Here is a 25601-nt window from a genome sequence, read left to right on the forward strand (position 1 = left end):
TGTTGAACTATGTCAACGGAGGGGCTCCCTTGTCTATTCCGGCGCTTCGGGCGCTAGCCCGCCGTGACCGGGGCCGGGCTGAACGTGACGGGCAGCGAGTCCAGGCAGCGGTACCAGAACGAGTCCACCCATCTCAGCTCGTCGGGCGCGACCGCCAGCGTCAGGTCCGGAACCCGGTCCAGCAGCACCTCGATCGCCGTCTCCGCGATGATCCTGGCCGTCTCGGGACCGCCCGCCGGGCAGCCGTAGTCGCCGCCGCTGAACGCGACATGGGAGTGGTTCCCGGCGTGGCCGACGGGGGTGTCGGGCCACAGCAGCGGATCGGCGTTGGCGGCGGCCAGGCCGAGGACGACGAGGTCGCCGGCGTGGATGCGCCGGCCGCCGAGGTCGGTGTCGCGGGTGGCGTACCGCCCGATGAGGTTCTGCAGCGGGGAGTCCGCCCACAGCACCTCGTTCATGGCCTCGCCGATGCTGCGGCGGTTGCCCGAGAGGGTCATGGCGAAGCGCTCGTCGGTGAGCATCAGCCGCAGCGTGTTGCCGATCCAGTACGAGGTCAGCGGCAGTGCCGCCGCCATCAGCACCATGACGTCAGCGGTGTGCTGCTCCTCGGTGAGGTCCGGGGTGTTCAGGATGAACTGCGAGGTGAGGTCGGGGCCCGGTTCCTCGCGCTTGGCCCGCACCAGCTCCGTCACGTACCCGGCGACCCGCCGCTGACCGGCGATGGCCTCCTCGTTGGAGAGGAACGACACGGTCAGCCCCGCCGCCAGGGCCTCCAGCCCGGCCTCGTCCTGGGACAGGCCGAACAGCTCGGCCGTGGCGAGGGTGGGCACCGAGTAGATGTAGTCGTACACCAGATCCGCCCTGCCGCTCGCGACGAACTTGTCGATCAGCTGATCGGCGAACCGCTCGCAGTGGCCGCGCAGCACGAAGGGGTCGATCGTGGCGAGGGCCTCGGTTGCCGCCGTCGCGCGCCGCTGGTGCTCCTCGCCCTCGGTGAAGGTCATCATCGGGCTGTAGGCCACCCACGGCATCAGCGGCCAGTCCGGCGGCACGTTGTCCCAGCCGTTCCAGCGGCGCGGGTCCCGGCCGAACGTCTCGGTGTCGGACAGCACCTGACGGGTCTCGCGGTAGCCGAGTACGAACCAGGCGTCGATGTCGCCTTCGAGGAGGACCGGGGCGACCGGTCCGCTGTCCTGACGTATCCGCTGGTACGTCTCGTCCGGGCGGCGCCGGAAGTCCGGCCCGTACAGCCGCGCGGCGTGGGCGGGGCAGCCCGGGGGCGGCGCGTCAGGCGTGTCCGGCGCGTCAGGCAGGTCCGGCGCGTGCTGCGGGGCCGGTGTGTCCTGGCTGTCCTGGTCGTCCTGGAGGTTCGTCACCAATGGTCTTCCTCGGAGCGGCGGGCCTACGGGGTTGCCGGGAGGCTAACAGCATCCGCTGCGGCAGGCGGGCCCATCGCGCAGCGCGGGGCTGCCGTGAATGCGTGAATACTTCCGTGAATTCGCCGAGAGAAATGCGATTGCGGGTTCCGGACACTGTCGGGGATCGGGTGGCCGTCGCCGTGCGGGAGAGGGCGGTCGTTGACGCGCGTTGACGCGTCGGAATTCCTCGTTCAATGCCGCGCGCGACCCGTTCCGCTTTTGCCGAAAAGGGCAGTCCAGCAGTCGCGAGGCGATTTTCCGTACCGGGCCGGGGGCGGCATGCCTGGCCGGATACCGTTCTGACCACCTGCGGGATCTTGGCGTGCGCACTTCATCACGCGATACGGTGCGCCCGGGATTTCACCGGGGGCATCCGCTCCCTGTCCCGATCAGAAATTGGGGGGACTGGTGCAGATACGCAAGGTCGTTTTAGCGGCGAGCGGAGCGGTTTTCGCGTTCGCCCTGACGATTCCGGCGGCCGCGTCCGCCGATTCGCACAGCACCGTCACACGCGGTGCGGACACAGCGGTGTCCACGCACAAGAGTGCCGCGTCCCGCTCATCCACGGAGTCCGCCGAGAAATACTGGACCCCGCAGCGTATGCGCAGAGCCGTCGAGGCCGACACGCCCTCCGACGCCAAGGCGTCGCGGAAGGCGGCCGCCGACGCGGCGGCCGAACCCGCTCAGCTCGCGAATCCGCGGAAGGCCACCGCGAAGAAGGCCCGCGGGGTGCGGATCGCCACCTCGATCGTGCAGGGCAAGGTCTTCTTCCACAACCCGACCAACGGCGGCGACTACGCCTGCTCCGCCGCGGCGGTCAACAATCCCACGAAGAACATGGTGTTCACCGCGGGGCACTGCGTCCACGGTGGCGCGGGTGGCACCTGGGCCACCAACTGGGTGTTCGTGCCCGCGTACTACAACGGCTCGCGGCCGTACGGAACCTGGTCCGCCAAAACGCTGACCACGTTCAACGGCTGGATCAACAACAGCGACCTGAACTACGACATCGGCGTGGTCAACGTGTGGGACAACGGCGCCGGCAAACTGGTCGACACCGTCGGCGGCATGGGGCTCGGCTACAACTACGGGTACTCCAACACCGTGACCGTCTGGGGCTATCCGGCCGCCTTCGGCTACGACGGCGAGGTGCCCTACGTGTGCCAGAACATCCCCACGTGGCAGGACGGCTCCCGGGTGCAGAACGGGTGCACCATGGTCGAGGGCGCGAGCGGTGGCCCCTGGCTCCGGGACTACAACGAGACCACGGGCCTGGGGACCGAGATCGGCGTCACCAGCACCCGGACCGATCCGCCCGCCTATATCGACAGCCCCTACTTCGACAACAAGATTCAGACGATCTACGACAACACCGCCAACGGCTGAGCACCACACACACGGCGGTCGGCCGGGGTCCCCGCGCTCAGGGGCCCCGGCCTCCGGCATCCGCAGCGCCCCGTCCTCGGGAGAAGGCGCCCCACCACCGGGAGAGAGAACGCCATGCGCCCGCTCACCGCAGTCCTCATCACCGCGGCGGTCGTGGGAACCGGCATCGTCGCCGTCCTGGCCGTCACCGCCCGGGGCGACGACTCCGGCGGTCCCCCCGCCCCGGACACCCCACGGACCCATCGCGCGGATCCGCCGGACCCCTCGTACTGGACACCGGAGCGGCTGCGCGACGCACGGCCCGCGCCCATGCCCACCGACCCGGGCCAGGGCCGGGGCGCGGGACCGGACGTGGGGCCGGACGCGGGGCCGGGTGAGGGCCCGGGCGCGGGAGGCGGGCGGCAATCGCCGCCGTAGGTGCGTAGGGTGGCGCGGGTGCGAATAGCTGTGTCCTCCGGCCGGCGCGCCGGTTATCGACGTTGGCCGGGGCGGATCGTGATCGCCGCGCTGGCGCTGTGGTTCCTCTTCTCCGTCTACCAGGACGTGCGGGAACGGCTCGTCCTCGACCCGGACCTCGACACGGAGGCGTTCGCCGGGGACTGGGTGCCGATCGGTTCCGGAGCCCTGGCCGGGGCGATGGCCGTGCTGGCCGTCGTACGCGATGTCCGATGGGTCCCGCGGGCCGCGCTGGTGGCCTGTGCCGGAACCTTCGCGGCCACGGTGGCCTACCACCTGATGCCGGTGAACATGGTGACCAGCGAGTCCAGCGGCACCGAACTCATGGGCCTGCTGTTCCTCCTCGCCGTGGCGGTGCGCCGCTGCACCCCCTGGTGGGCCCTGCTGTCCGTGGCGGCGATGAGCGTCAGCGTGTTCTCCATCCCGCTCCTGCGGGACTCCGACCCCGGTGACTTCTCCGACAACACCGCGCTGTTGCTGGCGCTGGCCTTCGTCTGCGGGCTGGTGCTGCGGCTCTACGACGTCCAGCAGGAGCGCACCGGACAGCTGGTGCGGCAGGAGGAACGGCTCGCGCTGGCCCGGGACCTGCATGACACCGTGGCCCACCAGGTGACCGCGATCGTGGTGCAGTTGCAGGCCGTGCGCCATGTCACCGGGCGGGGCACCCCCGATCCGCAGGCGCTGAACGAGATGCTCGAGGCCGTCGAGAACGCCGGCGGCGAGGCGCTGACATCGATGCGGCGCCTGGTGGGTTCGATGCGCGGTGACGACACCCCGCGGCATCCGGAGAACCTGGGTGAGGTCCTGACCCGCATCGTGGACGAGGCACGGGGGACGGGGCTGCCGGTCCGGCTGGACCTCGGGCGGGATCTGCCGGAGGACGTACCGGCGGAGGTCACCGGAGGGCTGAGCCGCGTCCTTCAGGAGGCCCTGACCAACGCCCAACGCTATGCGCGCGGAGTGCGGTCGGTGGATGTCTCCGCCCGGGTGGCGGCACGCCATGCCGAACTGGTCGTGGAGGACGACGGACACGGCTCCCCGTCCGGACACCGCGGCAGCCTCGGCCGGCTCGGCGGCGGCTTCGGCATCATGGGCATGCGGGAGCGGATCGAGCTGCTCGGCGGCGCCTTCGAGGCGGGCCACCGCGCCGAAGGCGGATGGCGGGTCCGCGCCTCCGTACCGCTGCGCCCCGACGAGGCCGCGCGCACCCCGCGGACCCGCGGGCGGCACGCCGTACGAACCGGGTTGCGGCTACGGGAGGGCAGGACGGCATGACCATACGCATCCTGGTCGCGGACGATCAGCATCTGGTGCGGGCCGGGTTCCGCATGGTGCTGTCGGCCGAGTCCGACATGGAGGTGGTGGCCGAGGCCGCCGACGGGGCCTCGGCCCTGTCCCTGGCCCGCGAGACCCAGCCGGACGTGTGCCTCGTGGACATCCGGATGCCCCCGCCCGACGGTCTGGAGGTCACCCGCCGGCTGGCCGGCGGCGGTCGGCCCGGAGCCCCGAAGGTGGTCGTGGTCACCACCTTCGACCTCGATGAGTACGTGTACACGGCGCTGTCGAACGGAGCGTCGGGGTTCCTCCTGAAGGACGCCGGTCCGGCGCTGCTGACCGAGGCCGTACGGGCGGCCGTCCGCGGGGACGCGATGGTCGCCCCGCAGATCACCCTCCGGCTGCTCCAGCACTTCACCAAGAGCCGGCGGCGCGCCGCACATGAGCCGGCCGAGCCGCTGACCGACCGGGAGGAGGAGGTCATCCAGGGCATCGCCCGCGGACTGACCAACCCGGAGATCGCCGCCGAGCTGTACATCGCGCCCAGCACGGTCAAGACGCATCTGGGCTCGGCCCAGGCGAAGCTGGGCCTGCGCAACAGGGTCGAGATCGCGGCCTGGGCCTTCCGCACGGGGCGCGCGGAGTAGCGGTCCCGCGGCGATCTCCCCCGATCGGGGGATGCGACTCCGGATGGTCGGGGGATCCGCGCGGGGGTGGCCGGGCGGGAGGCTCATGGGCGTCGCCATCGGGCGGCGACGCCCTCCGCCACGAGGGCCATCCACCGAGCGCTCACCGAGGATCGGCATGCACGCACACCAGCCCCCTTCCGCCCCGGAGTCCTACGCGGCCCACGCGACCGATCTGACGAAGGTGTACGGCACGGGGGACACCCGTGTGGTGGCCCTCGACGCGGTCACGGTCGGCTTCGGCAAGGGACGGTTCACCGCGATCATGGGTCCGTCGGGATCGGGGAAGTCCACCCTGATGCACTGCGTGGCCGGGCTCGACTCGCCGTCCTTCGGCTCGGTCCGCATCGGTGACACGGAGATCGCCTCCCTGAACAACCGTCAGCTCACCCGGCTGCGCCGCGACCGCGTCGGCTTCGTCTTCCAGGCGTTCAACCTGCTGCCCACCCTGAGCGCCCTGGAGAACATCACCCTCCCCATGGACATCGCGGGCCGCAAACCGGAGCGGGCCTGGCTGGAGAGCATCATCCAGACCGTCGGCCTGGCCGACCGGCTCGGCCACCGGCCCGCCCAGCTCTCCGGTGGCCAGCAGCAGCGCGTCGCCGTCGCCCGCGCGCTGGCCGGGCGGCCCGACATCGTCTTCGCCGACGAGCCCACCGGCAACCTCGACTCCCGCAGCGGCGCCGAGATCCTCGAGTTCCTGCGCGGCTCAGCGAGCGCGCTGGGCCAGACCGTCGTGATGGTCACTCATGACCCCGTGGCCGCCTCCTACGCGGACCGCGTGGTGTTCCTCGCCGACGGCCGCATCGTCGACGAACTCCACGCGCCGACGGCCGAGGCCGTCCTGGCGCGCATGGGCCGCCTGACCCCGGCACACGCCTGACGCCCGCGTACGCCTGACGCCCGCGCCACGTACGCCCGACACGCGTACGCCCGACGCGCGCCACGTACGCCCGACGCCCGCCCCGCTCCCCGAGCACCTCACACCCGGCACCCTCCCGGAAGGCCGCCCCGTGTTCCGTACCGCCCTGCGCAACGTCCTCGCGCACAAAGCCCGCCTGCTGATGACCATGCTCGCCGTCCTGCTCGGCGTGGCGTTCGTCGTGGGCACCCTCGTCTTCACCGACACCGTCGGCAACGCCTACAAGGAGCGGTTCCTCACCACCCTGCGCGATGTCTCGGTCCAGGCCACACCGCCCTACGACGAGAAGGCCGGCGAGCGCGGAACGGTGGAGGAGGACACACTGCGGCGCCTCCAGCGGCTGCCCGGCGTGGCGTCCGTCACCGGTTCCGTCGAGGGGTTCGCCGCCGTGGCCGCGAAGGACGGCCACCCCCTCGGCGAGGACCATGTGACCGCGGGGGGCAACTACTTCCCCCAGGCCGACGGCGAGGACACCCGCCACCCGCTGACCGCCGGGCGCGCCCCCACCGGGCCCGGGGAGGTGCTGCTGGACACCGCCACCGCCGACCAGGGCGGCTACCGGGTCGGCGACACGGTCCGGCTGGCCGTCGACGGACCGGTGCTGCACAAGAAGCTCGTCGGCATCGTCCGCACCGACGACACCCACGGCTCCGGCGGCACCCTGGCACTCTTCGACGACGCCACCGCGCAGAAGCTGTTCCTGAAGTCCGGCCGGTACGACGGAATCACCCTCGAGGCCGACCGCGGCACCTCCGAGGCGAAGCTCGCGGCCGAGGCGCGCCATCTGCTGCCCGCGGACTCCGACATCAGCACCGGGGCGCAGCTGCGCGAGCGGCAGCGGTCCGAGGCCGCCGATGGGACGAAGGGGCTCAGCCAGGTGTTGCTCGTCTTCGCGGCCATCGCCCTGTTCGTCGGCATCTTCGTCATCGGCAACACCTTCACCATGCTCGTCACCCAGCGTTCGCGGGAGATGGCCCTGATGCGGGCCGTCGGCGCCGAGCGCCGCCAGGTGACCCGCTCCGTGCTCATCGAGGCCGGCCTGCTGGGGCTGTGCGCGGGCGCCGCGGGGTTCCTCCTCGGCATCGGCGTGGCCATGGGCATCCGGCAGCTGTTCGCGTCCACCGGGTCCGGCCTCCCGGACGGGCCGCTGGTCGTGTCGCCCAGCACCGTACTGATCTCGTTCCTGGTGGGCGTCGTCGTCACCATGCTCGCCGCCTATGTGCCCGCCCGCCGCGCCGCCGCCGTGCCTCCCGTGGCCGCCATGTCCGCGATGCACACGCCCCCGCCCGTCCGCGGCCTCCGCAGGCGCAACGCGATCGGCGTCGCCCTGATCGCGATCGGTGTGCTCGGCGTGGTGTACACGGCGTCCAGTGGCGAACAGGGCAGGACCATCGTGCTCCTCCCGGCCGCCCTGCTGCTCATCGGCATCATCGTGGTGACACCGGCGTTCTCCGGCCCGGCCGTCGACCTGGCCGGGCCCCTGCTGCGCCGCTTCGGCGTCCCGGGCACGCTGGCGCCGCGCAACGCCCGGCGCAACCCCCGGCGGACCGCCTCCACGGCCTCGGCGCTGATGATCGGGCTGTCCCTGGTCACCGGGCTCACGGTGGTCGCGGTGTCCGCCACGACATCGCTGCGGGAGCGGGCCGAGCACTCCGTCACGGCCGACTTCGAGATCTCGTCGAAGAACAGCGGCCACCTGCCCGTGTCGGTCCACGACACCCTGGCGAAGTCCTCGGCCGTGACCTCCTCCAGCCCGCGGCGCCAGGGCGCCGTGCGGATCGGCGGAGACGAGGTGACCCTGACCGGTGTGGACCCCCGGACCATCGGCGACCTCCTCGACCCGAGCTTCGTCTCGGGCTCGTTCGCGGCCCTGGGCTCGGGCGGAGGCAAGAGCCTGCTGATCGACACCTCCATCGCCGACAGCTACGGATGGACGACGGGACAGCGGGTTCCGGTGGTCTACGACGACGGCAGCCGGGGCTCACTGGAGATCGGCGGCGTCTACCACGACGACGAATACCTCCCGTCCACCATGATGCCGCTGGCCACGCTGCGGCCCCATCTGAAGGAGATCGAGGACGCCTCGGTCCTGGTGCGCACCAAGGCCGGTGACGGCGACGCGGCACGGCGTGCCCTCCAGCGCACCCTCGACCAGAACCCCGTCATCCAGGTGCGGAACACCGACGACCTGGCCGAGGCGGCCGGTGGCGAGGCCATCACACTGCTCCTCAACGTCCTCTACGGGCTGCTGGCCATGGCGGTGGTGATCGCGGTCCTGGGAGTCGTCAACACCCTCGCGATGTCCGTGTTCGAGCGCACCCGTGAGATCGGGATGCTGCGCGCGGTGGGGCTCCAGCCCGAGCAGACGAAGCGGATGATCCGTCTGGAGTCCGTGCTCATCTCGCTGTTCGGCGCCCTTCTGGGCATCGGCGCGGGCATCTTCCTCGGCTGGGCCGCGGGCAAGCTCGCCTCCGACAGCATCCAGGGGTACGAGATGGTCGTCCCCTGGGGCCGTATCGCCGTGGCGCTCGCGGGCGCCGCGCTGGTCGGAGTGGTCGCCGGACTCTGGCCCGCCCGCCGGGCGGCCCGGCTGAACATCCTCACGGCCCTCAGGGCGGACTGAGGCGCGTCGCGGCCCTTACGCGACGCGTCGCCGTGAGGCACGGCTCAGGGGCTGCCGTAGGCCGCCACCATGATGTCCCGCACCACCCTGCTCATCTCCTGGCCCTTGGCGTTGGTGGAGTTGACGCTGTAGACGAGGGTGCGCGAACCGTCGCGGGTGGAGACGATGCCGGTGTTGTAGCCCCAGCGGCTGCCCGACTTCCCCCACACCTCACGGCCGCCCAGCTTCTTCATCGAGAGGCCGACCGAGTACGCGGCCGGGTCGCCGGTGGCGAAGTCCGCCACCTTCGGCAGCGTGAACATCTCCCGCAGCAGCGGGCCGCCCACCACCCGCCCCTGGAACAGGGCCTTGGTGAACCGCTCCAGGTCCGCCGTGGTCGAGATGATGTCCCCGGCCGCCCAGCCGTCCGTCGGCCCCCACACCGACACATCGCGCAGTCCGGTCGTGCCGTCGTCCAGCCGCATCGTCTGGTAGCCGTGGTTGTGCTCCCCGGCGATGTGCGGATCCGTCCCCGGCAGGTAGGTGTCGCGCAGCCCCAGGGGCTTCAGGATCCGGTGGGTCACCTGGTCTTCGTATGTGTCGCCCGTGATCCGCTCGATGACCAGAGCGGCGATGGTGTAGCCGATGTTCAGATAGTGCTGCTTCTCGCCGGGCGCGAACTCGCGCTCCTTCGCGGTCGCCGAGCGGACCATCTCCTCGGGGTCATGGATCCGGAAGCGGTCGGCGTACCACTCCTCGACCGTGTCCCCGGGCACGTCGGCGGCCGGGATGCCGTGCGTGTGATTGAGCAACTGCCGCACGGTGACCTTCCCGTACGACGCCGGGATCAGCTCCGGCAGATACGAGCGAGCGGTGCGGTCCAGGTCGAGTGTGCCCTCGGCGGCCAGCTGGAGGGCGACCGCGGCCGTGAAGACCTTGGTCACCGAACCGGCGCGGAAGCGGCCGGCCGGGTCGGCCGGCCGGTTGGTCGTCAGGTCGTGCACGCCCGAACTGCCTCTCCAGACGCCCTCGGTGCCCCCGACCCGTACCAGCGCGGCCGTGGCATCGCTCGTCGGCAGCTCCGCGATGGCGGCCTCCAGCTCGGGAATCCCGGTCCGCGCGGAGGCCGTGGGCGACGAGGTGTCCGCGGGCGACGAGGCGGCCGCGAGGGCCGGCGGCACCGCCGGGCCCGCCACGACGCCCAGGACGAGCGCCGCGGCCAGCAGGGTGCGGCTGGTGCTCTTCATGGTCAACTCCAGTGAAATGAGCCGTTGTTCTCGGTGGCTCCATCCTGGTGACCGGCGGTCTCGCGCGGATCGCCCGCGCGAGCGGTGTCCGGGGGGTCAGTTCCTCGCCGACGCGGGGGAGGAGCCGGGCCGGGGCGCTCCCCCGGGCGGGGGATCCCCGGCCGTGATCAGGCCCGTCTCGTAGGCGCAGATCACCGCCTGGATCCGGTCCCGCAGCCCCAGCTTGGCGAGCACATTGCCGACATGGGTCTTGACCGTGTGATCGCTGACGACCAGCTCCGCGGCGATCTCGGCGTTCGACAGGCCCCGCGCGAGCAGCAGCAGTGTCTCCCGCTCCCGTCCGGTCAGCGCGTCCAGCCGGGGGTCGGGCCGCCGTGGCCGGGCGGTGGCCCGGGTGTACTGCTCCACCAGGCGCCGGGCCACCGACGGCGCGAGCAGCGAGTCGCCCCGTGCCACCACCCGTACCGCGTGCACCAGATCGTCCCTGCGCACATCCTTCAGCAGGAAGCCGCTCGCGCCCGCGTGCAGCGCCTCGTAGACATACTCGTCGGAGTCGAAGGTCGTCAGCATCACCGTCCGGCAGGCACCGGACGCGGCGATCTCACGGCATGCCTCGATGCCGTCCACACGTGGCATCCGGATGTCCAGCAGGGCCACGTCGGGCGTGTGCCGCCGCACCGCCTCGACGGCCTCGGCCCCGTCGCCCGCCTCCGCGACCACCTCGATGTCCGGCTGGGCGTCGAGGATCATGGCGAAGCCGCTGCGCACCAGCTCCTGGTCGTCGGCCACCACCACCCGGATCGTCAACCCGCCACCTCCGCCGCGGAGGGTACGGGGAGACGGACCCGTACCTCGAAGCCCCGGCCGTCCGGGCCCGGCCCGGTGACCGCCGTACCGCCGTGCGCCGCCGCCCGCTCGCGGACCCCGATCAGACCGTGGCCGCCACCGGAACCGGGCCGCGGTCCGCGCCCGTCGTCCAGCACCCGGATGTCCACCGCGCCTTCGCCATAGGCGAGTTGGACGGAAGCACCGCGGGCCGCCGCGTGCCTCACCACGTTGGTCAGGGCCTCCTGGACGATCCGGAAGACGCTCGCCCCGGTGGCCTCCGGCAGCGGCCGCACGGCCCCCGTCGACTCGTACGCCACCTCGATGCCACTCGCCCGTATCCGGTCGAGCAGCTCGGGCAGACCGGCCAGGCCCGGCTGCGGCTCACGCGGGGCGCGGCCCGGCTCATCGCCCTCGCGCAGCACACCCAGCATCCGGCGCAGCTGGGCCATGGCGTCCCGGCCCGTGGCGGAGATGGCGTCGAAGGCGGCCTCGGCCCGCTCCGGGGCCGTCCGCACCGCCACCGGACCGGCCTCCGCCTGCACGATCATCAGGCTCACCGCATGGGAGAGGATGTCGTGCATCTCCCGTGCGATCCGGGCCCGTTCACGCGCGGCGGCCCGCTCCGCCTCGATCCGGTGCTCCCGCTGCCGGGCATCGGTCAGCCGCCCGAAGACGTAGGCCGCCGCGAACACGAAGAGGGAGAAGGTCAGCTCACGCGCCGTCCGGGTGTTCAGCCACACCGACACCGGCACGGCGACCGTCAGCAGCCCCCCGGCGACCAGCCGCTTCCACGGCGGTGAAACGGCGGCGATCGTGTAGATGATGACGAGCCCGGTGTACGGCAGCGGCTGGCCGGGCCCCTCAACCGCCAGCTTGTACAGCGCGCTGGTCACGATGATCGCGGTCAGCACGGCGAGGGGAGCGCGCCGCCGCCAGAGCAGGGGGATGACGGTGAGCGTGGTCAGCCCGTAGGCGGGCCAGGTCGCCGGTTCCAGATCGGGTGGGCGTGGCACCACGAACGGCATCGTCATGGCCGCCTGGACCAGGAGCGCGATCCCGATGTCCACGGCCTGGGGGTGGGCTGCTCCCAGCACCCGGCCCCGCTCCCACCACCCCCGCATGAGACTGGATGGTAACGGCTGGGCCCTTGATCGTGACGGCTGCGTCCTTGATGGCGACGGCTATGCCGCCTCCAGCAGGACGCGTGCGGCCGCTTTCGCCTGATGCGCGGGTTCGGCGCTGCCGGTGATCGCCGCGGTGGTGATGGCGCCCTCGGCCAGCAGGGCCAAGTGGTCGCCCAGCGAGGCCGGTTTGCCCGCGGCCGCCGTCAGCCCGGCGAGGTAGCGGAAGAACTCCTCCTTGTGCGCCCGGGCCGTCTCGGCGACGGCCGAGGAGGTGGCGCCGAGTTCCCCGAAGGAGTTGCTGAAGGCGCAGCCGCGGAAGTCCGGCTCGCCGAACCACTCGTGGAGCCAGTCGAAGACCGCCAGGATGCTCTCCTCGGGGGTGGCCCGAGAGTCGGCGTACGTGGCGAGCTTCTGGCGCCAGCGGACGTCGCGCCGCCGCAGATACGCCTGTATGAGCTCCCCCTTGGACGGGAAGAGCTGGTAGAGCCGCTTGAGGGAGACGCCTGACGCGGAGCGGATCTCGTCCATGCCCACCGTCTGGAGGCCCCGTCCGTAGAACAGGGTCTCGGCCGCGTCGAGGATCCGGAGCTCCGCGGTCTCGGGACTGATCATGTCATCGCTCTCCTGGTGTCCGGCCGGTCAGCGGCCGGGGTCTCAGAGGCCGAGGTCGCTCAGCCCGGGGTGGTCGTCGGGGCGGCGCCCGAGCGGCCAGTGGTACAGCCGCTCCGACTCCTCGATGGGGAGGTCGTTGATGCAGGCGTGGCGCAGGCGCATCAGACCGTTGTCGTCGAACTCCCAGTTCTCGTTGCCGTAGGAGCGGAACCAGTTGCCGGAGTCGTCGTGGGATTCGTAGGCGAAGCGTACGGCGATGCGGTTGCCGTCGAAGGCCCACAGCTCCTTGATGAGCCGGTAGTCCAGCTCCCTCGCCCACTTGCGGGTGAGGAAGGCGACGATCTCCTCGCGCCCGGTGGCGAACTCCGCGCGGTTCCGCCAGCGCGAGTCGACGGTGTAGGCCAGGGCGACCTTCTCCGGGTCACGGGAGTTCCAGCCGTCCTCCGCCAGCCGGACCTTCTCGATGGCGGTCTCGCGGGTGAACGGGGGGAACGGAGGACGTGCGGCGTCGGTCATGTCGACTCCTCGAGTCGTGGCGGGGGGAGGGGAGAACGAGCATTCTCCCTTCTCGGTCACGACCCTAGGAGAACGCTGGTTCTCACGCAAGTGCCGACCCGCCGCCGGTCCGGTGACAGGGGGTGGTGATCACGCTCTCCGACGCCGGTGGGTACCGTGCGAGCGGGAAGCACCGTGCTGGACGACAAGGCAGGGGACCGGCGTGTTGATCGACGATCTGCGGCAGGAGCTGCCGGACGGCCGGATGGTCGAGGACCCCGGTGTCGCCGCCGGGTTCGTCCACGACGAGGCGGAGTGGGCGCCGTACGGCACGCCCCGCGTGGTGGTGCGGCCACGTACGGCGCCGGAGGTGCGCTCCGTGGTGCGGGCCTGCGTACGGCACGGCGTTCCGCTGGTCACCCGGGGGGCCGGCACCGGTCTCTCCGGCGGTGCCAACGCCGTCGAGGGCTGTGTGGTGCTCTCCACCGAGGCCATGGACACCATCCACGAGATCGACCCCGTGGAGCGCCTCGCGGTCGTCGGACCCGGGGTGGTCAACGACCAGCTGCGGGCCGCCTGCGCCGAGCGGGGGCTGTGGTACCCGCCGGACCCGGCGAGCGCGCCCTGGTCCACCATCGGTGGCAATGTGGCGACCAACGCGGGCGGGCTGTGCTGTGTGAAGTACGGCGTCACCCGCGACTATGTGCTCGGCCTGGAGGTGGTGACCGGCACCGGTGAGCTGGTGCGGCTCGGCCGCAGGACCGCCAAGGGCGTCGCCGGGTACGACCTGGCGGGGCTGATGGTCGGTTCCGAGGGCACCCTGGGAGTGATCACCGAGGTCACGGTGCGGCTGCGGCCGCGGCGCGAGGCGGAGCGCACGGTCGCCGGATACTTCTCCTCCGTCGTGGCGGCTGGACGCGCGGTCGCCGCGATCGGGGCCGCGGGGCTCACCCCGTCCGCGCTGGAACTCATCGACCGGCACTGCCTGGCGGCCGTCGACAAGTGGAAGAACATGGGCCTGTCCGTCGACGCGGACGTGGTGCTCCTCGGGCGTACGGACGCCCCGGGCCCGGCGGGCGCGCAGGAGGCCGAGCGCATGCTCGCCTGTTTCGAGGAGGCGGGGGCGACCTGGGCCGCGCAGTCCACGGACCAGGAGGAGGCCGACGCGCTGTTCGCGGCCAGGCGGCTCGCCTACCCGGCGCTGGAGCGGCTGGGCCCGGTGCTCACCGAGGACGTGTGCGTGCCCAAGGCGGCCGTACCGGAGATGCTGGCGCGCATCGAGCGCGCCGCCACCCGCCATGACACGCTCATCGCCAACATCGCCCACGCCGGAGACGGCAACCTCCATCCGCTGCTGATCACCCAGCCCGGCGACACGGCGGCCCGGGAGCGGGCCCAGGCCGCGTTCCACGAGATCATCGCGGACGCCATCGACCTCGGCGGCACGGTCACCGGTGAACACGGTGTGGGCCTGCTGAAACGGGACGGCTTGGAGCGGGAGCTCACCCCGGCCGTTCTGGACATGCACCGAGCGGTCAAGACGGCCCTCGACCCGCACGGCATCCTCAACCCGGGCAAGGTCATCGCCCGTGGCTGAGCGCGTGGCGAGGGACGTCGCGGACCACGCACACCGGGCGACACCTGAAAACCCCGAGAGGCAAGAGACACCCATGCCACACACCGACGTCCCCCAGCAGGTCAGCGGCCACGCCCGCGCACTGGACGGCACCCTCCTCGCCTACCAGCGCCAGGGCACGGGAACGCCGCTGGTGCTCCTGGCGGGCCAGGCCAACAACCACCACTGGTGGGACGGCATACGGGCGGACTTCCACGCCACGCACTCCACCCTCACCATGGACTGGCGCGGCACGGGGGAGAGCGGAAAGCCCGACCACCCCTACGCGACGCGGGACTTCGCCGACGATGTGATCGCCGTCCTCGACCATCTGGGCATCGAGTCGGCCGATCTGTACGGGACCTCCATGGGCGGACGGGTCGCCCAGTGGGCCGCCGCCCGCCACCCGGACCGGATCCGGCGGCTCGTCCTCGGCTGCACCTCACCCGGCGGGCCACGGGCGACGGAGCGCGACATGGCGGTACGGCGCTCCCTGGCCCAGACCGACGCGCGGGCGGCGAGGGAGGCGCTGATCGACCTCATGTACACCCCGGCCTGGCGGTCCGGGCACCCGGGGCCGTATACGACCCTCGGCGATCCCGGCATGCCCCCGCACGCCCGGCGGCGCCATCTGGTGGCCAGCAATGAACACGACGCCTGGGACGTCCTCCCGCTGATCGCCGCGCCCACGCTGATCCTGCACGGAGCGGACGACCGGCTCACCCCGGCGGCCAACGCACCGCTGCTCGCCTCCCGCGTCCCCCGGGCGCGGACGCATATTTTCGAGGGTGCCCGGCACGGCTACTTCGAGGAGTGCCGCCCGGAAGCGGGGGCGATCGTGTCGTCGTTCCTCACCGACTGACAGGCCTTCGTGGGTGGGGGTCGGCGGTGCGCTCGTCCTGGCGTATCGCCGTGGTGGTGCCGCGGGGTGCGATGTGGGCGCGCAGGGACACCACCGTCAGCAGGGCCAGGGCCGTGCCCACGAGCGGCACCGTGAAGGCGGCGCTCGCGCCGAAGCCGTCCGCCAGCTGTCCGCCCGCCGTCACCGCAGCCGCCTGCCCCAGCGCGACCGCGCCGGTCAGCCAGGTGAACGCCTCCGTCCGGGAGGCGGCCGGGACCAGCGCGTCCACCAGGGTGTACCCGGTGATCAGCGCCGGTGCGATGCACAGGCCCGCCAGCAGCCCCAGCCCGCCCAGCGGCAGCGGCGCGGACACCGCCCACAGCGTCGAGCAGATCAGCGTCAGCGCGGCGTAGGCGGTCAGCAGCCGCCGTCGGGGGGAGGTGCGCCAGGCGATGGCGCCGCAGGCCACGCCCGCGAGCATGTTGCCCGCCGCGAACACGCCGTACAGCACACCGTTCAGGCCCGGTTGACCCTGCTCCTGGGTGAAGGCGGTCAGGGCGACCTGCATCCCGCCGAAGACGGAGCCGATGCCCAGGAAGGCCACCGCCAGTACCCGTACGCCCGGCACGGACAGGGCCGAGGCGTGCTGCTCCCGCGTGTCCGCCCGCGCCGGGCTCGGCGGTGGCTCGGTACGGCGCCGGGCCGCGAAGAGCAGCCCGCCCACCAGCGTCAGCGCGGCCTCCGCGATCAGGCCGGAGGCCGGGTGCACGGCGGTGCTCAAGGCGGTGGCGAGCACCGGGCCGATGACGAAGGTGAGCTCGTCCGTCACGGACTCGAACGCGGCCGCGGTCGCCAGCAGCGGATGGCGTCCCGGGCGCGGCCCGGATCCGCCCGGCGCGCCGTCCCCGAGGGCGGTCGCCCAGCGGGCCCGCACCATGGGCCCCACCTGTGGGACGGAGGCGCCCGTGGGCACCGCGGTGGCGATCAGCGCCCACAGCGGCGCGTGGGCCAGTGCGAGCGCCGTCAGCAGGGCCGCGGCCGCCGCGTGGAGCAGTACGCCCGGCACCAGGACCGCGCGCTGCCCGTGGCGGTCGGCCAGTTTGCCGCTCCGGGGCGCGAACAGCGCCATGGAGACGCCGGTGACGGCCGCGACCGAACCGGCGACACCGTACGACCCGGTGGTGTGGCGCAGCAGGAGCACGATGCTGATCGTCAGCATCGCGAACGGCTGCCGGGCGGCGAACCCGGGCAGCAGGAAGGTCCATGCGCCCGGGGTGCGCAGCAGTTGCCGGTAGCCGACGCGCGGTACGGGGGGAGGGGTGTCGCTGGAGACCGCGGATGCCACGGCCGACGCCTTTCCGCCGCCTGGTAGCGCACCCGGGCCGGCGTGGCGGAGTGCGCCGAGAGCTGTCCTCTCGCGCTGGACCGGGGTAGATACCGGGTCCGCGCCGATCGGAGGGCTTGAAGGACCGCGGCCGCCGAGCGGTCGCGCCAGCTCTGCGTCAGGCAGAGTGGTTCGTTGCTTGCCGGCTCATCGTACAGGGGGAGCCGCCACCTCGCCGGTGGCGGCCTGTCACGTGCGCGCTCAGGTGCCGGGCAGGGGCCGGACGGTGAGGATCTGCTGGGCGTGGCCGACCGGACCGCGCAGATCGTGCAGCACGGTGCTGGTGATGCCCTGGCCGGTACTGCCGAAGGTGACCGTGGTGTCCAGCCCGGTCCAGCGGCCCTCGGGCTGCCGGTGGAGGTGGATGGTCAGGTCGACGTTGGGGAACATCCAGGCCGTGGGCGACTGCCGTACGGCGATGCCGTTGGCGGTGTCCACGAGCGTGATGTACGAGGCCAGCGGGGTGCTGGTCTGCCCGGCCACCAGGGCGAGCGGGGTGGAGACCCAGACGCTCGCGCGGCCCGGCTCGCGCGGCGCGAGCGGCCGGGAGTCCAGGGAGGCGATGTATCCGCCGGGCCACAGCGAGCCCATCGCCCAGGGGTCGAGCTTCTCGGGAGGGGTGAGCCGGTCCCCGGCGCCACCGGCCACGGACGCGGTGTCCACTTCGGCGAGGAGCCAGGCGCGCGCCCGGACCACGGGACGGTCGGCGATGAGCACCACGGCCTCGAGGAGTTCGATGGTGCGGCCGGGCCGGATGGTCTCCACCCGGATCTCGCACTCGTCGAGGGCGAGGCGTCCCAGGATGTCGAAGCTGATCCGGCTGAGCAGCAGCCCGGTGTGCGGACGGGTGGCGAGGTGGCGCTCGACGGCGTGGACGATGAGCCCGCCGAGCGGGCTGAAATGCTGTTCGTCGGTGCTCCAGGCGCCGCTGACGTGGGCGGTGGGCTTGTAGCGGTGCTCGTCGATCGGCTCGTAGTAACTATCGGTCGTCAACGGGGGCTTCTCCTCGGGGGGAACATCGCAGACACTTACTCAAGATCCTTGAGTATCTGCTCTTGATCAAGGGTTGCGTCATCCCCTAAGTTGAAATAACAACAGGTGGCATGAACCTGTTCAGCCGCAGTACCGCCCGCCGCGCGATCACCAGCGCCGCACCGGCGGCCCCCACTACGCGGGCGACGTCCGGCGCCGTCGCTCTGCCGGACCCCGGCCTCGCGGCTCTCACCGGAGAGTGGATCGTCGACCCGGCGCACAGCCGGATCGGTTTCTCCGTCCGGCACGCCATGGTGAGCACGGTGCGTGGCGCCTTCACCGAGTTCGAGAGCCGACTCTACTTCGACGGCCGCGACCCGCGCCGTTCCCGGGCCGAGGTCCTGCTGTCCACCGCAAGTGTCCAGACCGGTGTCGAGCAGCGCGACGACCACTTGATGGGCCGGGACTTCCTGGACGCCCGGAATTTCCCGCACATCCGGTTCATCAGCACCGCCGTTGAGGTCGCGGGCCCGGACGTCTACCGCATGGCCGGGGACCTCACGATCAGAGATGTCACCCGCCCCGTCGTCCTGGAGCTCACCTACATCGGACATGTCACGGACCCCTTCGGCTACCAGCGGGCGGGCTTCGACGGCACGACCACCATCAACCGCTCCGAATGGGGGCTGACCTACAACGCCAGGCTGGCCGAGGGCGGCGCCCTGGTGAGTGAGAAGGTCCGCCTCCAGTTCGACATCGCCGCCATCCGCACCGTCCCCACCGCCTGACAGGGCCCGGCCCGGGGCGCCCTCTCGTTCTGCGAGGAGGGTGCCGAGGGGGGGCCGGGCGGCGACCGGCAGGGGAACCGGCGCCGTCACGTCGGCTTCGCGGCCGCGGCCGTGGTGGTGAGATCCAGATTGTCCTCCACCCACAGACGCAGATTCCTGAGCGGGACGGACGCGCTGTGGCCCAGGGAGGAGAGCTCGTACTCCACATGGAGCGGAACTGCCGGGTAGACGGTCCGCTCCACCAGCCCGGCGTCCTCGAGACGCCGCAGTGTCTGGGTGAGCACCTTGGGGCTGACCCCCTGAAGCCGGCGCTGCAGCGCGCCGAACCGGAGGGGGCCGTCCTCCAGGGCGCCGATGGCCAGCGCCGACCATTTGTTCGCCAGCAGGTCCAGCATGGCGCGGCACGGGCACTGCGCCTCGTACACATCATGATGGGCGTGCTGGCCCGTGTGGCATCGCGTACTCATGGAGGAAACCTTCCGGGCCGCTTCGTACTACCTAAAAGGTAGCAGTGTCCCTTGTGGGTAACCAGGTCCCCGAGGTTAGCGTGCGAGCGCGTCCGGAGAGCGGGCGTGAGGATACGGATGAGCTCAGGAGGCACACGTGGCCAGGTCCATGATGCGTGCGGTGGTACAGGACGCGCCCGGCGGCCCGGAGGTGCTGCGCGTCGCGGAGGTCGCGCGGCCGGAACCGCTGCCCACCGAGGTGCTGGTGCGGGTGCACGCCGCCGGAGTCAACCCGGTCGACTGGAAGACCCGTCAGGGCGCCGGTATGGCGGGCGTGCTGGGCGAGCCGCCGTTCACCCTGGGCTGGGACGTCTCGGGTGTGGTCGAGGAAGTCGGGTTCGGGGTGACCACGCTGGCCCCCGGCGACGAGGTGTACGGGATGCCGTGGTTCCCCCGTCAGGCGGGTGGCTACGCGGAGTTCGTGACGGCCCCCTCCCGTCAATTCGCCAGTAAGCCCGCCACGTTGAGCCATGAGGCGGCGGCCGCCGTGCCGCTGGCGGCGCTGACGGCCTGGCAGATCCTGGTGGACACGGCCAAGGTGGAGGCCGGTCAGCGGGTTCTGGTGCACGCCGCCGCCGGTGGCGTCGGGCACTTCGCCGTCCAGTTCGCACGGCATCTGGGGGCGACCGTCGTGGGGACCGCCCGGAAGAGCCGCCACGAGTGGCTCGGCCGGCTCGGAGCGGCGGAGCTGATCGACTACACCGAGCAGCGCTTCGAGGACGCGGTCGAGGACGTCGATGTGGTGATCGACCTGCTGGGAGAGGAGCACGGCGCCACCAGCACCCGTTCCCTGGAGGTGCTCAAGAAGGGGGGACTGCTGGTCGCCGTCCCCGGTGGCGTCAGCCCCGAGCTGCGGGAGGCCGCGGACGCCCGCGCCGTGCGCACCAGCCCCTTCCTCGTCGAGCCGGACGGCGCCGCCCTGACCACCATCGCCGGGCTGATCGACCAGGGCGCGGTCGAGGTCGCGGTCGAGGACGTCTTCCCGCTGGAGGAGGCCGCCCGCGCCCACCGCCAGGGGGAGGACGGCCACACCCGCGGCAAGCTGGTGCTCCGCACCGGCGTCTGACCGCCCCCGGCCCCCGGCCGACGCCAGACGCCGGACGCCCGGGGCCACTTCGCACCACCCGTCACACCAGCCCGAGGAGACGCGCATGTTCTATGAGATCCGCCGCTACCAGACCAGGCCCGGCCGCCGGGAGGAATGGGTCAGCTTCATGGAGGAGGTGGTGATCCCCTTCCAGACGTCGCAGGGGATGAACGTCATCGCCTCGTTCATCGACGAGGAGGACCCCGACGGCTATGTGTGGATGCGGCGCTTCGCCGACGAGGCGGAGCGCGGGCGGCTCTACGAGGCCGTCTACCAGAGCGAGCGGTGGCGGCAGGAGCTCGGCCCCCGGGTCGACGAACTGCTGTTCCGGGAGAAGATCCAGGTCACGCGGGCCGTGCCCACACCCGCGTCCGGGCTTCGCTGACCGCGCCGGGGTCACCCGGAGGCGGTCCGGGCGGGGGCGGGCGCGGCGGCCTCCGCTCCGCCACGGCCGCCGCCCCGGCGGATGAAGTAGACGCCGGCGGTGGCGAGCAGCGAGGCCGCGGAGAGCGCGTAGAGGCCGCCGTTGGTGCTGCCCGTCGTCTCCTCCAGATAGCCGAAGAGGGTGGGGGAGACGAAGCCGCCCAGGTTGCCGAGGGAGTTGACGACGGCGAGCCCCGCGGCCGTGACCTTGAGGTCGAGCGTCGACTGGGCCAGCGGCCAGAAGAGGTTGGCGGCGCATTTGCTGCCGACGGCGGCCAGGGTGACGGCCGCGAGCCCGAACCACGGGGAGCCCAGGGTGGCGAGGAAGGTGCCGATGGCGGACAGCACCAGCACGATGGCGAGGTAGGGCCGACGGTCCGGCACCCGGTCGGTGTAGCGGCTCATCGTGTACATCGCGATGACCGCGCAGATCCACGGAACGGCCGTGAGCAGCCCGATCTGGAAGGACGAGAGCCCGCCGATGTCGTCCACCAGACTCGGCAGCCAGAAGGTGATCGCGTATCCGGTGAGCGCCATGGCGAAGAACACGCCGGTCAGCAGCGCCACCTGAGGGTGGACCACCAGTCGCAGCCTGGACACCTGAGGCTCGCGGCTGCGCGCCTCGCGGTCCCGCTCGACCGCCGCGCTGAGGGCGGCCTTCTCCTCGCCGCTCAGCCAGCGGGCGTCCTGGATCCGCGAGACGAGGAAGAAGGCGGCGACGAGGCCCACGGTGATGGAGAGGCCGCCTTCCAGCGCGAACATCCAGCGCCAGCCGGCGAATCCGCCCAGGCCGTGCATTTCCAGCAGCGCGCCGCTGATGGGACCGGTGACGATGTAGGCGGTGGCCGAACCGCCGAGGAAGATGGCGCTGGCCCGGCCGCGCGCGGAGTCCGGCAGCCAGGTGGTGAGGTAGTACATCACGCCGGGGAAGAACCCCGCCTCCGCGATGCCCAGCAGGAACCGCAGGGCGTAGAAGGAGGTGGCCCCCGTCATGAAGCACATGAGGACGGTCACCGCGCCCCAGCTGATCATGATCCGGGTGAGCCAGACGCGGGCGCCGAAGCGTTCCATGAGCATGTTGCTGGGGACTTCGAGCAGGGCGTAGCCGATGAAGAACAGCCCGGCGCCGAGCCCGTAGGCCGCGCTTCCGATGCCGATGTCGGCCTTGAGGTCGTCCTGGACGAAGCCGACGTTGGTGCGGTCCATCTGGTTGACCACGAGCATGATGACCAGGATGGGCATCACACGTCGCAGAAACTTGGTCACGGACCGTTGGACGAGCTCCGAGGAGGCGGCCGCGTCGCGGTCGGGGGCGGGGGGATTCACCATGGCGGCGCTCCTCGCTTGGTTCATGTACATGAACCCACTGGGAGTGGGGTGCAGACCTTACGATCACCCGTTGCCCCGGTCAATGGTTCCGGAAGCAACAATTCCGCGCGGAATCGCATGGGTTGTGCTGGGTGTTTTGGCTGCTCGTCGGTGGGGCAGCCCCTTGGTAGGGTTCACACACCTACCATCTGTTCAACCATATGAATGGACGTCGATGTCTGACGGAGCACCCCTGCGCATCACCGATGTCACCATCACCCCCGTCGCCTTCCGCGACCCGGCCCTGCTCAACTCCGTCGGCGTCCACGAGCCCTTCGCGCTCCGCTCGATCGTGCAGATCCACACCGACGCGGGCCTGACCGGGCTCGGCGAGACCTACGCGGACGAGCTCCACCTGGAGCGCCTCACGGCCGTCGGACAGGAGATCGTCGGCCTGGACGCCTTCGCCACCGAGGAGCTGCATCAGCGCGTCCAGCGGGTCATCGACCGCGTGGGCGGCTCCGGCGGCTCCGGGCTCACCGGCATGATCACCACCAGCAGCACCGTCGACCGCGTCGTCTCCCCGTTCGAGGTGGCGCTCCTGGACATCCAGGGCAAGGCCATCGGCCGCCCGGTCAGCGACCTGCTCGGCGGCGCCGTGCGGTCCGCCGTCCCGTTCAGCGCCTACCTCTTCTACAAGTGGGCCGCCCACCCGGGCCAGGAGCCGGACGAGTGGGGCGAGGCCCTCGACCCCGACGGAATCGTGGCGCAGGCCCGCCGGATGGTGGACGACTACGGCTTCACCGCGATCAAGCTCAAGGGCGGCGTCCGGCCCCCCGAGGAGGAGATCGAGGCGATCCGGGCGCTGCGCCGCGCCTTCCCCGGCCATCCGCTGCGCCTGGACCCCAATGCCGTCTGGACGACGGAGACCTCGGTGAAGGTCGGGCGCGCGCTCGAGGGCGTACTGGAGTACCTGGAGGACCCCACCCCCGGGATCGACGGCATGGCCGCGGTCGCCCGCGAGGTCCCCATGCCGCTGGCCACCAACATGTGCGTGGTCGCCTTCGACGAGCTGGCCCCCGCGGTGGCCGCCGACGCCGTCCAGGTCGTCCTCTCCGACCACCACTACTGGGGCGGGCTGCGCCGCTCCAAACTGCTCTCCGGCATCTGCGACACCTTCGGCATGGGCCTGTCCATGCACTCGAACTCGCACCTGGGCATCAGCCTGGCCGCGATGACCCACCTGGCCGCGGCCACCCCGAACCTCACCTACGCCTGCGACACCCACTGGCCGTGGAAGACCGAGGACGTGATCGTGGACGGCGCGCTGACCTTCGTGGACGGCGCGGTGCCCGTGCCGGACGCCCCCGGTCTCGGTGTGGAGCTGGACCCCGACGCCCTGGCGCGCCTGCATGAGCAATACGTCCGGTGCGGACTGCGCAACCGCGATGACACCGGGTACATGCGGCGCTTCGACCCGTCCTTCCAGGCGGACCTCGCCCGCTGGTAGCCCGCCGCCACCGCGGCTCACCTCCCGCGATACCTCGATCGAAGGAGGCCGCACTCGGTCACCTGGTGTATCCGGATTTCGGCTAAGCGTACGAAGCTGCAGGCCAGGGCCTCTTCATAGCCTCTGAGGGACGAAAAGAGACGCCGAACCCCCGGAAGTGCTGAGTCTTGTCTGCTACTGCTCCTCGCGTACGGATCACCCCTGACCGGACCGACCGCCGCCGCCGGCGCATGGTGGGCGCGGCGGTCGCGGCCGGACTGACCCTGGGCGCCCTGGCCGCACCCGCGGCGGGCGCCGTGGACCACCACGCGCGGCACGGCGCCGGGACGGCCGCTCCCAAGGCCGACACCGGCTCGCCGGTGCGGGTGAACCAGGTCGGCTATCTGACCAACGGCCCCAAGAAGGGCACCGTCGTCACCCCCGCCACCAAGCCGCTGACCTGGACGCTCCGGGCCGCCGACGGCACCGAGCGGGCGAGCGGCACCACCACCCCCGCGGGCGTCGACCCCAGCTCCCGGCAACGCGTCCAGACCTTCGACTTCAGCAAGGTCACGGACGCGGGCCAGGGGTACACCGTCACCGTCGGCGGGAAGAAGAGCGAGCCGTTCGGCATCGGTGACCACCTCTACGACTCGCTGCGGAGCGACGCGCTCGCGTACTTCTACCACAACCGCAGCGGCATCAAGATCGACGCGGATCTCGTGGGCTCCAAGTACGCCCGTCCCGCCGGCCATGACAAGGCGGCCCCGCACCGGGGCGACACCGACGTCCCGTGCGTCAACGGCGAGTGCGACTACCGCCGGAATGTCGCCGGTGGCTGGTACGACGCCGGTGACCAGGGCAAGTACGTCGTCAACGGCGGTATCTCGGTGGCCCAGCTGATGTCCGCGTACGAGCGCACCCGCACCACCAAGGGCGTCGACGCCGCGTCGCTGGGCGACGGCCGGCTCCGGGTGCCCGAGCGTGGCAACGGCGTCCCGGACATCCTGGACGAGGCCCGCTGGGAGATGGAATTCCTCCTGCGCATGCAGGTGCCGAAGGGCAAGCCGCTCGCGGGTATGGCGTTCCACAAGGTGCACGACAAGCAGTGGACCGGGTTCCCGACCCGGCCGGACCAGGACCGGCAACAGCGTGAGCTGCACAAGCCGTCCACCGCGGCCACGCTCAACCTGGCGGCGTCCGCCGCGCAGAGCGCCCGGCTGTTCAAGTCCTACGACCCGGAGTTCGCCGCCCGCTGTCTGCACGCGGCCCGGGCCGCCTGGGACGCGGCCAAGGCACACCCGAAGATCTACGCCAGCGACAAGGACTCCACGGGCGGCGGTGCCTACGGCGACCGGTACGTCGGCGACGAGTTCTACTGGGCGGCCGCCGAGCTGTTCATCACCACCGGCGACCACGGCTACGCCAAGGCGGTGCTCGACTCACCGCTGCACCGCGACGCGGGCGCGCTCTTCCCGCGCGGCGGCGGCATGTCGTGGGCCTCGACCGCGGGCCTCGGAGCGCTGGACCTGGCCACCGTCCCCAGCAAGCTCACCCCGAAGCAGCGCGCCGAGGCGCGCGCGATGGTGACGAAGGCCGCCGACCGCTACGCCGCGGACTCCGCCAAGTCGGCCTACGGCGTGCCGTACGCGCCGAAGGACGGCAAGTACGAGTGGGGCTCCAACAGCCAGGTGCTCAACAACATGATCGTGCTCGCCACCGCGCACGACCTGACGGGCAAGGACCGCTACCTCGACGCGGTGCTCCGCGGCATGGACTACCTGCTGGGCGGCAACCCGCTGAACCAGTCCTATGTCACCGGCCACGGCGAACGGGACTCGCACAACCAGCACCACCGCTTCTGGGCCCACCAGCGCGACCACCGGCTGCCGCATCCGGCGCCCGGCTCGCTGGCGGGCGGCCCGAACTCCGGGCTCCAGGACCCGGTGGCCAAGAAGAAGCTGAAGGGCTGCGCCCCGGCGATGTGCTACACCGACAGCCTGATGGCGTTCTCCACCAACGAGATCACCATCAACTGGAACGCCCCGCTGGCCTGGATCGCGTCGTACGTCGACGGTCTGGGCGGCGGCGCGGCGGAGCACTCCGTGCGCTGACCCGGCCCGGCCGGAACACGCCG

The 25601-nt window shown here is 71.7% G+C and carries 23 protein-coding genes; 13 read left to right on the forward strand and 10 right to left on the reverse strand.

From position 1 onward, the window contains the following. Positions 1–53: 53 nt before the first annotated feature. Positions 54–1376, reverse strand: coding sequence for a cytochrome P450 (locus LIV37_RS45655; RefSeq protein ID WP_020873859.1), 1323 nt, complete (start codon positions 1374–1376; stop codon positions 54–56). Positions 1377–2018: 642 nt separating this feature from the next. Between LIV37_RS45655 and LIV37_RS45660 the strand changes: the two genes are divergently transcribed. From LIV37_RS45660 to LIV37_RS45685, 6 genes are all read left to right on the forward strand, one after another. After that, the gene (locus tag LIV37_RS45660) at positions 2019–2804 is read left to right on the forward strand and encodes a trypsin-like serine peptidase (protein WP_020873860.1); all 786 of its coding nucleotides are present in this window, start codon (positions 2019–2021) and stop codon (positions 2802–2804) included. Positions 2805–2918: 114 nt separating this feature from the next. Next, positions 2919–3221 (forward strand): hypothetical protein, encoded by a 303-nt coding sequence (locus LIV37_RS45665; RefSeq protein ID WP_020873861.1) that lies wholly within the window; start codon positions 2919–2921, stop codon positions 3219–3221. A gap of 18 nt (positions 3222–3239) precedes the next feature. After that, on the forward strand, positions 3240–4535 hold the full coding sequence (locus tag LIV37_RS45670; protein WP_148717927.1) for a sensor histidine kinase: 1296 nt from the start codon (positions 3240–3242) through the stop codon (positions 4533–4535). After that, positions 4532–5182: a response regulator gene (locus tag LIV37_RS45675; RefSeq protein ID WP_020873863.1), complete on the forward strand. Its 651-nt coding sequence runs from the start codon at positions 4532–4534 to the stop codon at positions 5180–5182. The genes LIV37_RS45670 and LIV37_RS45675 overlap by 4 nt, the downstream gene beginning before the upstream one ends. A 157-nt stretch (positions 5183–5339) precedes the next feature. Continuing rightward, on the forward strand, positions 5340–6104 hold the full coding sequence (locus LIV37_RS45680) for an ABC transporter ATP-binding protein (RefSeq protein ID WP_020873864.1): 765 nt from the start codon (positions 5340–5342) through the stop codon (positions 6102–6104). A gap of 130 nt (positions 6105–6234) precedes the next feature. Next, positions 6235–8766 carry an ABC transporter permease gene (locus LIV37_RS45685; RefSeq protein WP_020873865.1) on the forward strand — a complete coding sequence of 844 codons (2532 nt, stop codon included), beginning with the start codon at positions 6235–6237 and terminating at the stop codon, positions 8764–8766. A gap of 44 nt (positions 8767–8810) precedes the next feature. On the opposite strand, the gene LIV37_RS45690 is transcribed toward LIV37_RS45685, so the two are convergent. The 5 genes from LIV37_RS45690 to LIV37_RS45710 all read right to left on the reverse strand — a co-directional run bounded on the left by LIV37_RS45690 (position 8811) and on the right by LIV37_RS45710 (position 13072). Beyond that, entirely contained in the window at positions 8811–9992 is a 1182-nt protein-coding gene (locus LIV37_RS45690) for a serine hydrolase domain-containing protein (RefSeq protein WP_020873866.1), read from the reverse strand. Between the two features lie 96 nt (positions 9993–10088). Then, positions 10089–10799 (reverse strand): response regulator, encoded by a 711-nt coding sequence (locus LIV37_RS45695; protein ID WP_020873867.1) that lies wholly within the window; start codon positions 10797–10799, stop codon positions 10089–10091. After that, positions 10796–11941 carry a sensor histidine kinase gene (locus LIV37_RS45700; RefSeq protein WP_121826597.1) on the reverse strand — a complete coding sequence of 382 codons (1146 nt, stop codon included), beginning with the start codon at positions 11939–11941 and terminating at the stop codon, positions 10796–10798. Before LIV37_RS45700 ends, LIV37_RS45695 begins: the two co-directional genes overlap by 4 nt. Positions 11942–12001: 60 nt before the next feature. Next, positions 12002–12556, reverse strand: a complete 555-nt coding sequence (locus LIV37_RS45705; RefSeq protein ID WP_020873869.1) for a TetR/AcrR family transcriptional regulator — start codon at positions 12554–12556, stop codon at positions 12002–12004. A 42-nt stretch (positions 12557–12598) separates the two neighbouring features. Next, positions 12599–13072: a nuclear transport factor 2 family protein gene (locus tag LIV37_RS45710; RefSeq protein ID WP_020873870.1), complete on the reverse strand. Its 474-nt coding sequence runs from the start codon at positions 13070–13072 to the stop codon at positions 12599–12601. Positions 13073–13316: 244 nt separating this feature from the next. Here LIV37_RS45710 and LIV37_RS45715 point away from each other — a divergent pair, with 244 nt between their 5' ends. Together LIV37_RS45715 and LIV37_RS45720 are read left to right on the forward strand one after the other, a co-directional pair. Beyond that, the gene (locus LIV37_RS45715) at positions 13317–14648 is read left to right on the forward strand and encodes an FAD-binding oxidoreductase (RefSeq protein ID WP_214664330.1); all 1332 of its coding nucleotides are present in this window, start codon (positions 13317–13319) and stop codon (positions 14646–14648) included. A gap of 73 nt (positions 14649–14721) precedes the next feature. Continuing rightward, the gene (locus tag LIV37_RS45720; RefSeq protein WP_020873872.1) at positions 14722–15528 is read left to right on the forward strand and encodes an alpha/beta fold hydrolase; all 807 of its coding nucleotides are present in this window, start codon (positions 14722–14724) and stop codon (positions 15526–15528) included. On the opposite strand, the gene LIV37_RS45725 is transcribed toward LIV37_RS45720, so the two are convergent. Beyond that, positions 15518–16852 (reverse strand): MFS transporter, encoded by a 1335-nt coding sequence (locus LIV37_RS45725; protein ID WP_020873873.1) that lies wholly within the window; start codon positions 16850–16852, stop codon positions 15518–15520. The two genes, LIV37_RS45720 and LIV37_RS45725, sit on opposite strands and share 11 nt — an antisense overlap. A 240-nt stretch (positions 16853–17092) precedes the next feature. Continuing rightward, the gene (locus LIV37_RS45730; protein ID WP_020873874.1) at positions 17093–17884 is read right to left on the reverse strand and encodes a thioesterase family protein; all 792 of its coding nucleotides are present in this window, start codon (positions 17882–17884) and stop codon (positions 17093–17095) included. Between the two features lie 110 nt (positions 17885–17994). On the opposite strand from LIV37_RS45730, the gene LIV37_RS45735 reads away from it, so the two are divergent. After that, on the forward strand, positions 17995–18651 hold the full coding sequence (locus LIV37_RS45735; protein WP_020873875.1) for a YceI family protein: 657 nt from the start codon (positions 17995–17997) through the stop codon (positions 18649–18651). A gap of 86 nt (positions 18652–18737) precedes the next feature. On the opposite strand, the gene LIV37_RS45740 is transcribed toward LIV37_RS45735, so the two are convergent. After that, the gene (locus LIV37_RS45740; RefSeq protein WP_121826596.1) at positions 18738–19118 is read right to left on the reverse strand and encodes a winged helix-turn-helix transcriptional regulator; all 381 of its coding nucleotides are present in this window, start codon (positions 19116–19118) and stop codon (positions 18738–18740) included. Between the two features lie 151 nt (positions 19119–19269). Here LIV37_RS45740 and LIV37_RS45745 point away from each other — a divergent pair, with 151 nt between their 5' ends. Both LIV37_RS45745 and LIV37_RS45750 read left to right on the forward strand, forming a co-directional pair. Further along, positions 19270–20223: an NADP-dependent oxidoreductase gene (locus tag LIV37_RS45745; RefSeq protein ID WP_121826750.1), complete on the forward strand. Its 954-nt coding sequence runs from the start codon at positions 19270–19272 to the stop codon at positions 20221–20223. 85 nt (positions 20224–20308) lie between these two features. After that, positions 20309–20629: an NIPSNAP family protein gene (locus LIV37_RS45750; protein WP_020873878.1), complete on the forward strand. Its 321-nt coding sequence runs from the start codon at positions 20309–20311 to the stop codon at positions 20627–20629. 11 nt (positions 20630–20640) lie between these two features. On the opposite strand, the gene LIV37_RS45755 is transcribed toward LIV37_RS45750, so the two are convergent. Continuing rightward, the gene (locus LIV37_RS45755; protein ID WP_020873879.1) at positions 20641–21996 is read right to left on the reverse strand and encodes an MFS transporter; all 1356 of its coding nucleotides are present in this window, start codon (positions 21994–21996) and stop codon (positions 20641–20643) included. A gap of 214 nt (positions 21997–22210) precedes the next feature. On the opposite strand from LIV37_RS45755, the gene LIV37_RS45760 reads away from it, so the two are divergent. Further along, positions 22211–23485 (forward strand): glucarate dehydratase family protein, encoded by a 1275-nt coding sequence (locus LIV37_RS45760; protein WP_020873880.1) that lies wholly within the window; start codon positions 22211–22213, stop codon positions 23483–23485. Positions 23486–23715: 230 nt separating this feature from the next. Next, positions 23716–25578: a glycoside hydrolase family 9 protein gene (locus tag LIV37_RS45765; protein WP_020873881.1), complete on the forward strand. Its 1863-nt coding sequence runs from the start codon at positions 23716–23718 to the stop codon at positions 25576–25578. Positions 25579–25601: the final 23 nt, after the last annotated feature.

The organism is Streptomyces rapamycinicus NRRL 5491 (assembly GCF_024298965.1).
Classification (GTDB): domain Bacteria; phylum Actinomycetota; class Actinomycetes; order Streptomycetales; family Streptomycetaceae; genus Streptomyces; species Streptomyces rapamycinicus.

Coding starts and splice junctions, on each gene's coding strand:
- LIV37_RS45660 (WP_020873860.1), top strand. CDS start 2,019: ATGCGCAGAGCCGTCGAGGCCGACACGCCCTCCGACGCCAAGGCGTCG.
- LIV37_RS45665 (WP_020873861.1), top strand. CDS start 2,919: ATGCGCCCGCTCACCGCAGTCCTCATCACCGCGGCGGTCGTGGGAACC.
- LIV37_RS45675 (WP_020873863.1), top strand. CDS start 4,532: ATGACCATACGCATCCTGGTCGCGGACGATCAGCATCTGGTGCGGGCC.
- LIV37_RS45680 (WP_020873864.1), top strand. CDS start 5,340: ATGCACGCACACCAGCCCCCTTCCGCCCCGGAGTCCTACGCGGCCCAC.
- LIV37_RS45690 (WP_020873866.1), bottom strand. CDS start 9,992: ATGAAGAGCACCAGCCGCACCCTGCTGGCCGCGGCGCTCGTCCTGGGC.
- LIV37_RS45700 (WP_121826597.1), bottom strand. CDS start 11,941: ATGCGGGGGTGGTGGGAGCGGGGCCGGGTGCTGGGAGCAGCCCACCCC.
- LIV37_RS45705 (WP_020873869.1), bottom strand. CDS start 12,556: ATGATCAGTCCCGAGACCGCGGAGCTCCGGATCCTCGACGCGGCCGAG.
- LIV37_RS45710 (WP_020873870.1), bottom strand. CDS start 13,072: ATGACCGACGCCGCACGTCCTCCGTTCCCCCCGTTCACCCGCGAGACC.
- LIV37_RS45715 (WP_214664330.1), top strand. CDS start 13,317: ATGGTCGAGGACCCCGGTGTCGCCGCCGGGTTCGTCCACGACGAGGCG.
- LIV37_RS45720 (WP_020873872.1), top strand. CDS start 14,722: ATGCCACACACCGACGTCCCCCAGCAGGTCAGCGGCCACGCCCGCGCA.
- LIV37_RS45735 (WP_020873875.1), top strand. CDS start 17,995: ATGAACCTGTTCAGCCGCAGTACCGCCCGCCGCGCGATCACCAGCGCC.
- LIV37_RS45740 (WP_121826596.1), bottom strand. CDS start 19,118: ATGAGTACGCGATGCCACACGGGCCAGCACGCCCATCATGATGTGTAC.
- LIV37_RS45745 (WP_121826750.1), top strand. CDS start 19,270: ATGCGTGCGGTGGTACAGGACGCGCCCGGCGGCCCGGAGGTGCTGCGC.
- LIV37_RS45750 (WP_020873878.1), top strand. CDS start 20,309: ATGTTCTATGAGATCCGCCGCTACCAGACCAGGCCCGGCCGCCGGGAG.
- LIV37_RS45755 (WP_020873879.1), bottom strand. CDS start 21,996: ATGGTGAATCCCCCCGCCCCCGACCGCGACGCGGCCGCCTCCTCGGAG.
- LIV37_RS45760 (WP_020873880.1), top strand. CDS start 22,211: ATGTCTGACGGAGCACCCCTGCGCATCACCGATGTCACCATCACCCCC.
- LIV37_RS45765 (WP_020873881.1), top strand. CDS start 23,716: ATGGTGGGCGCGGCGGTCGCGGCCGGACTGACCCTGGGCGCCCTGGCC.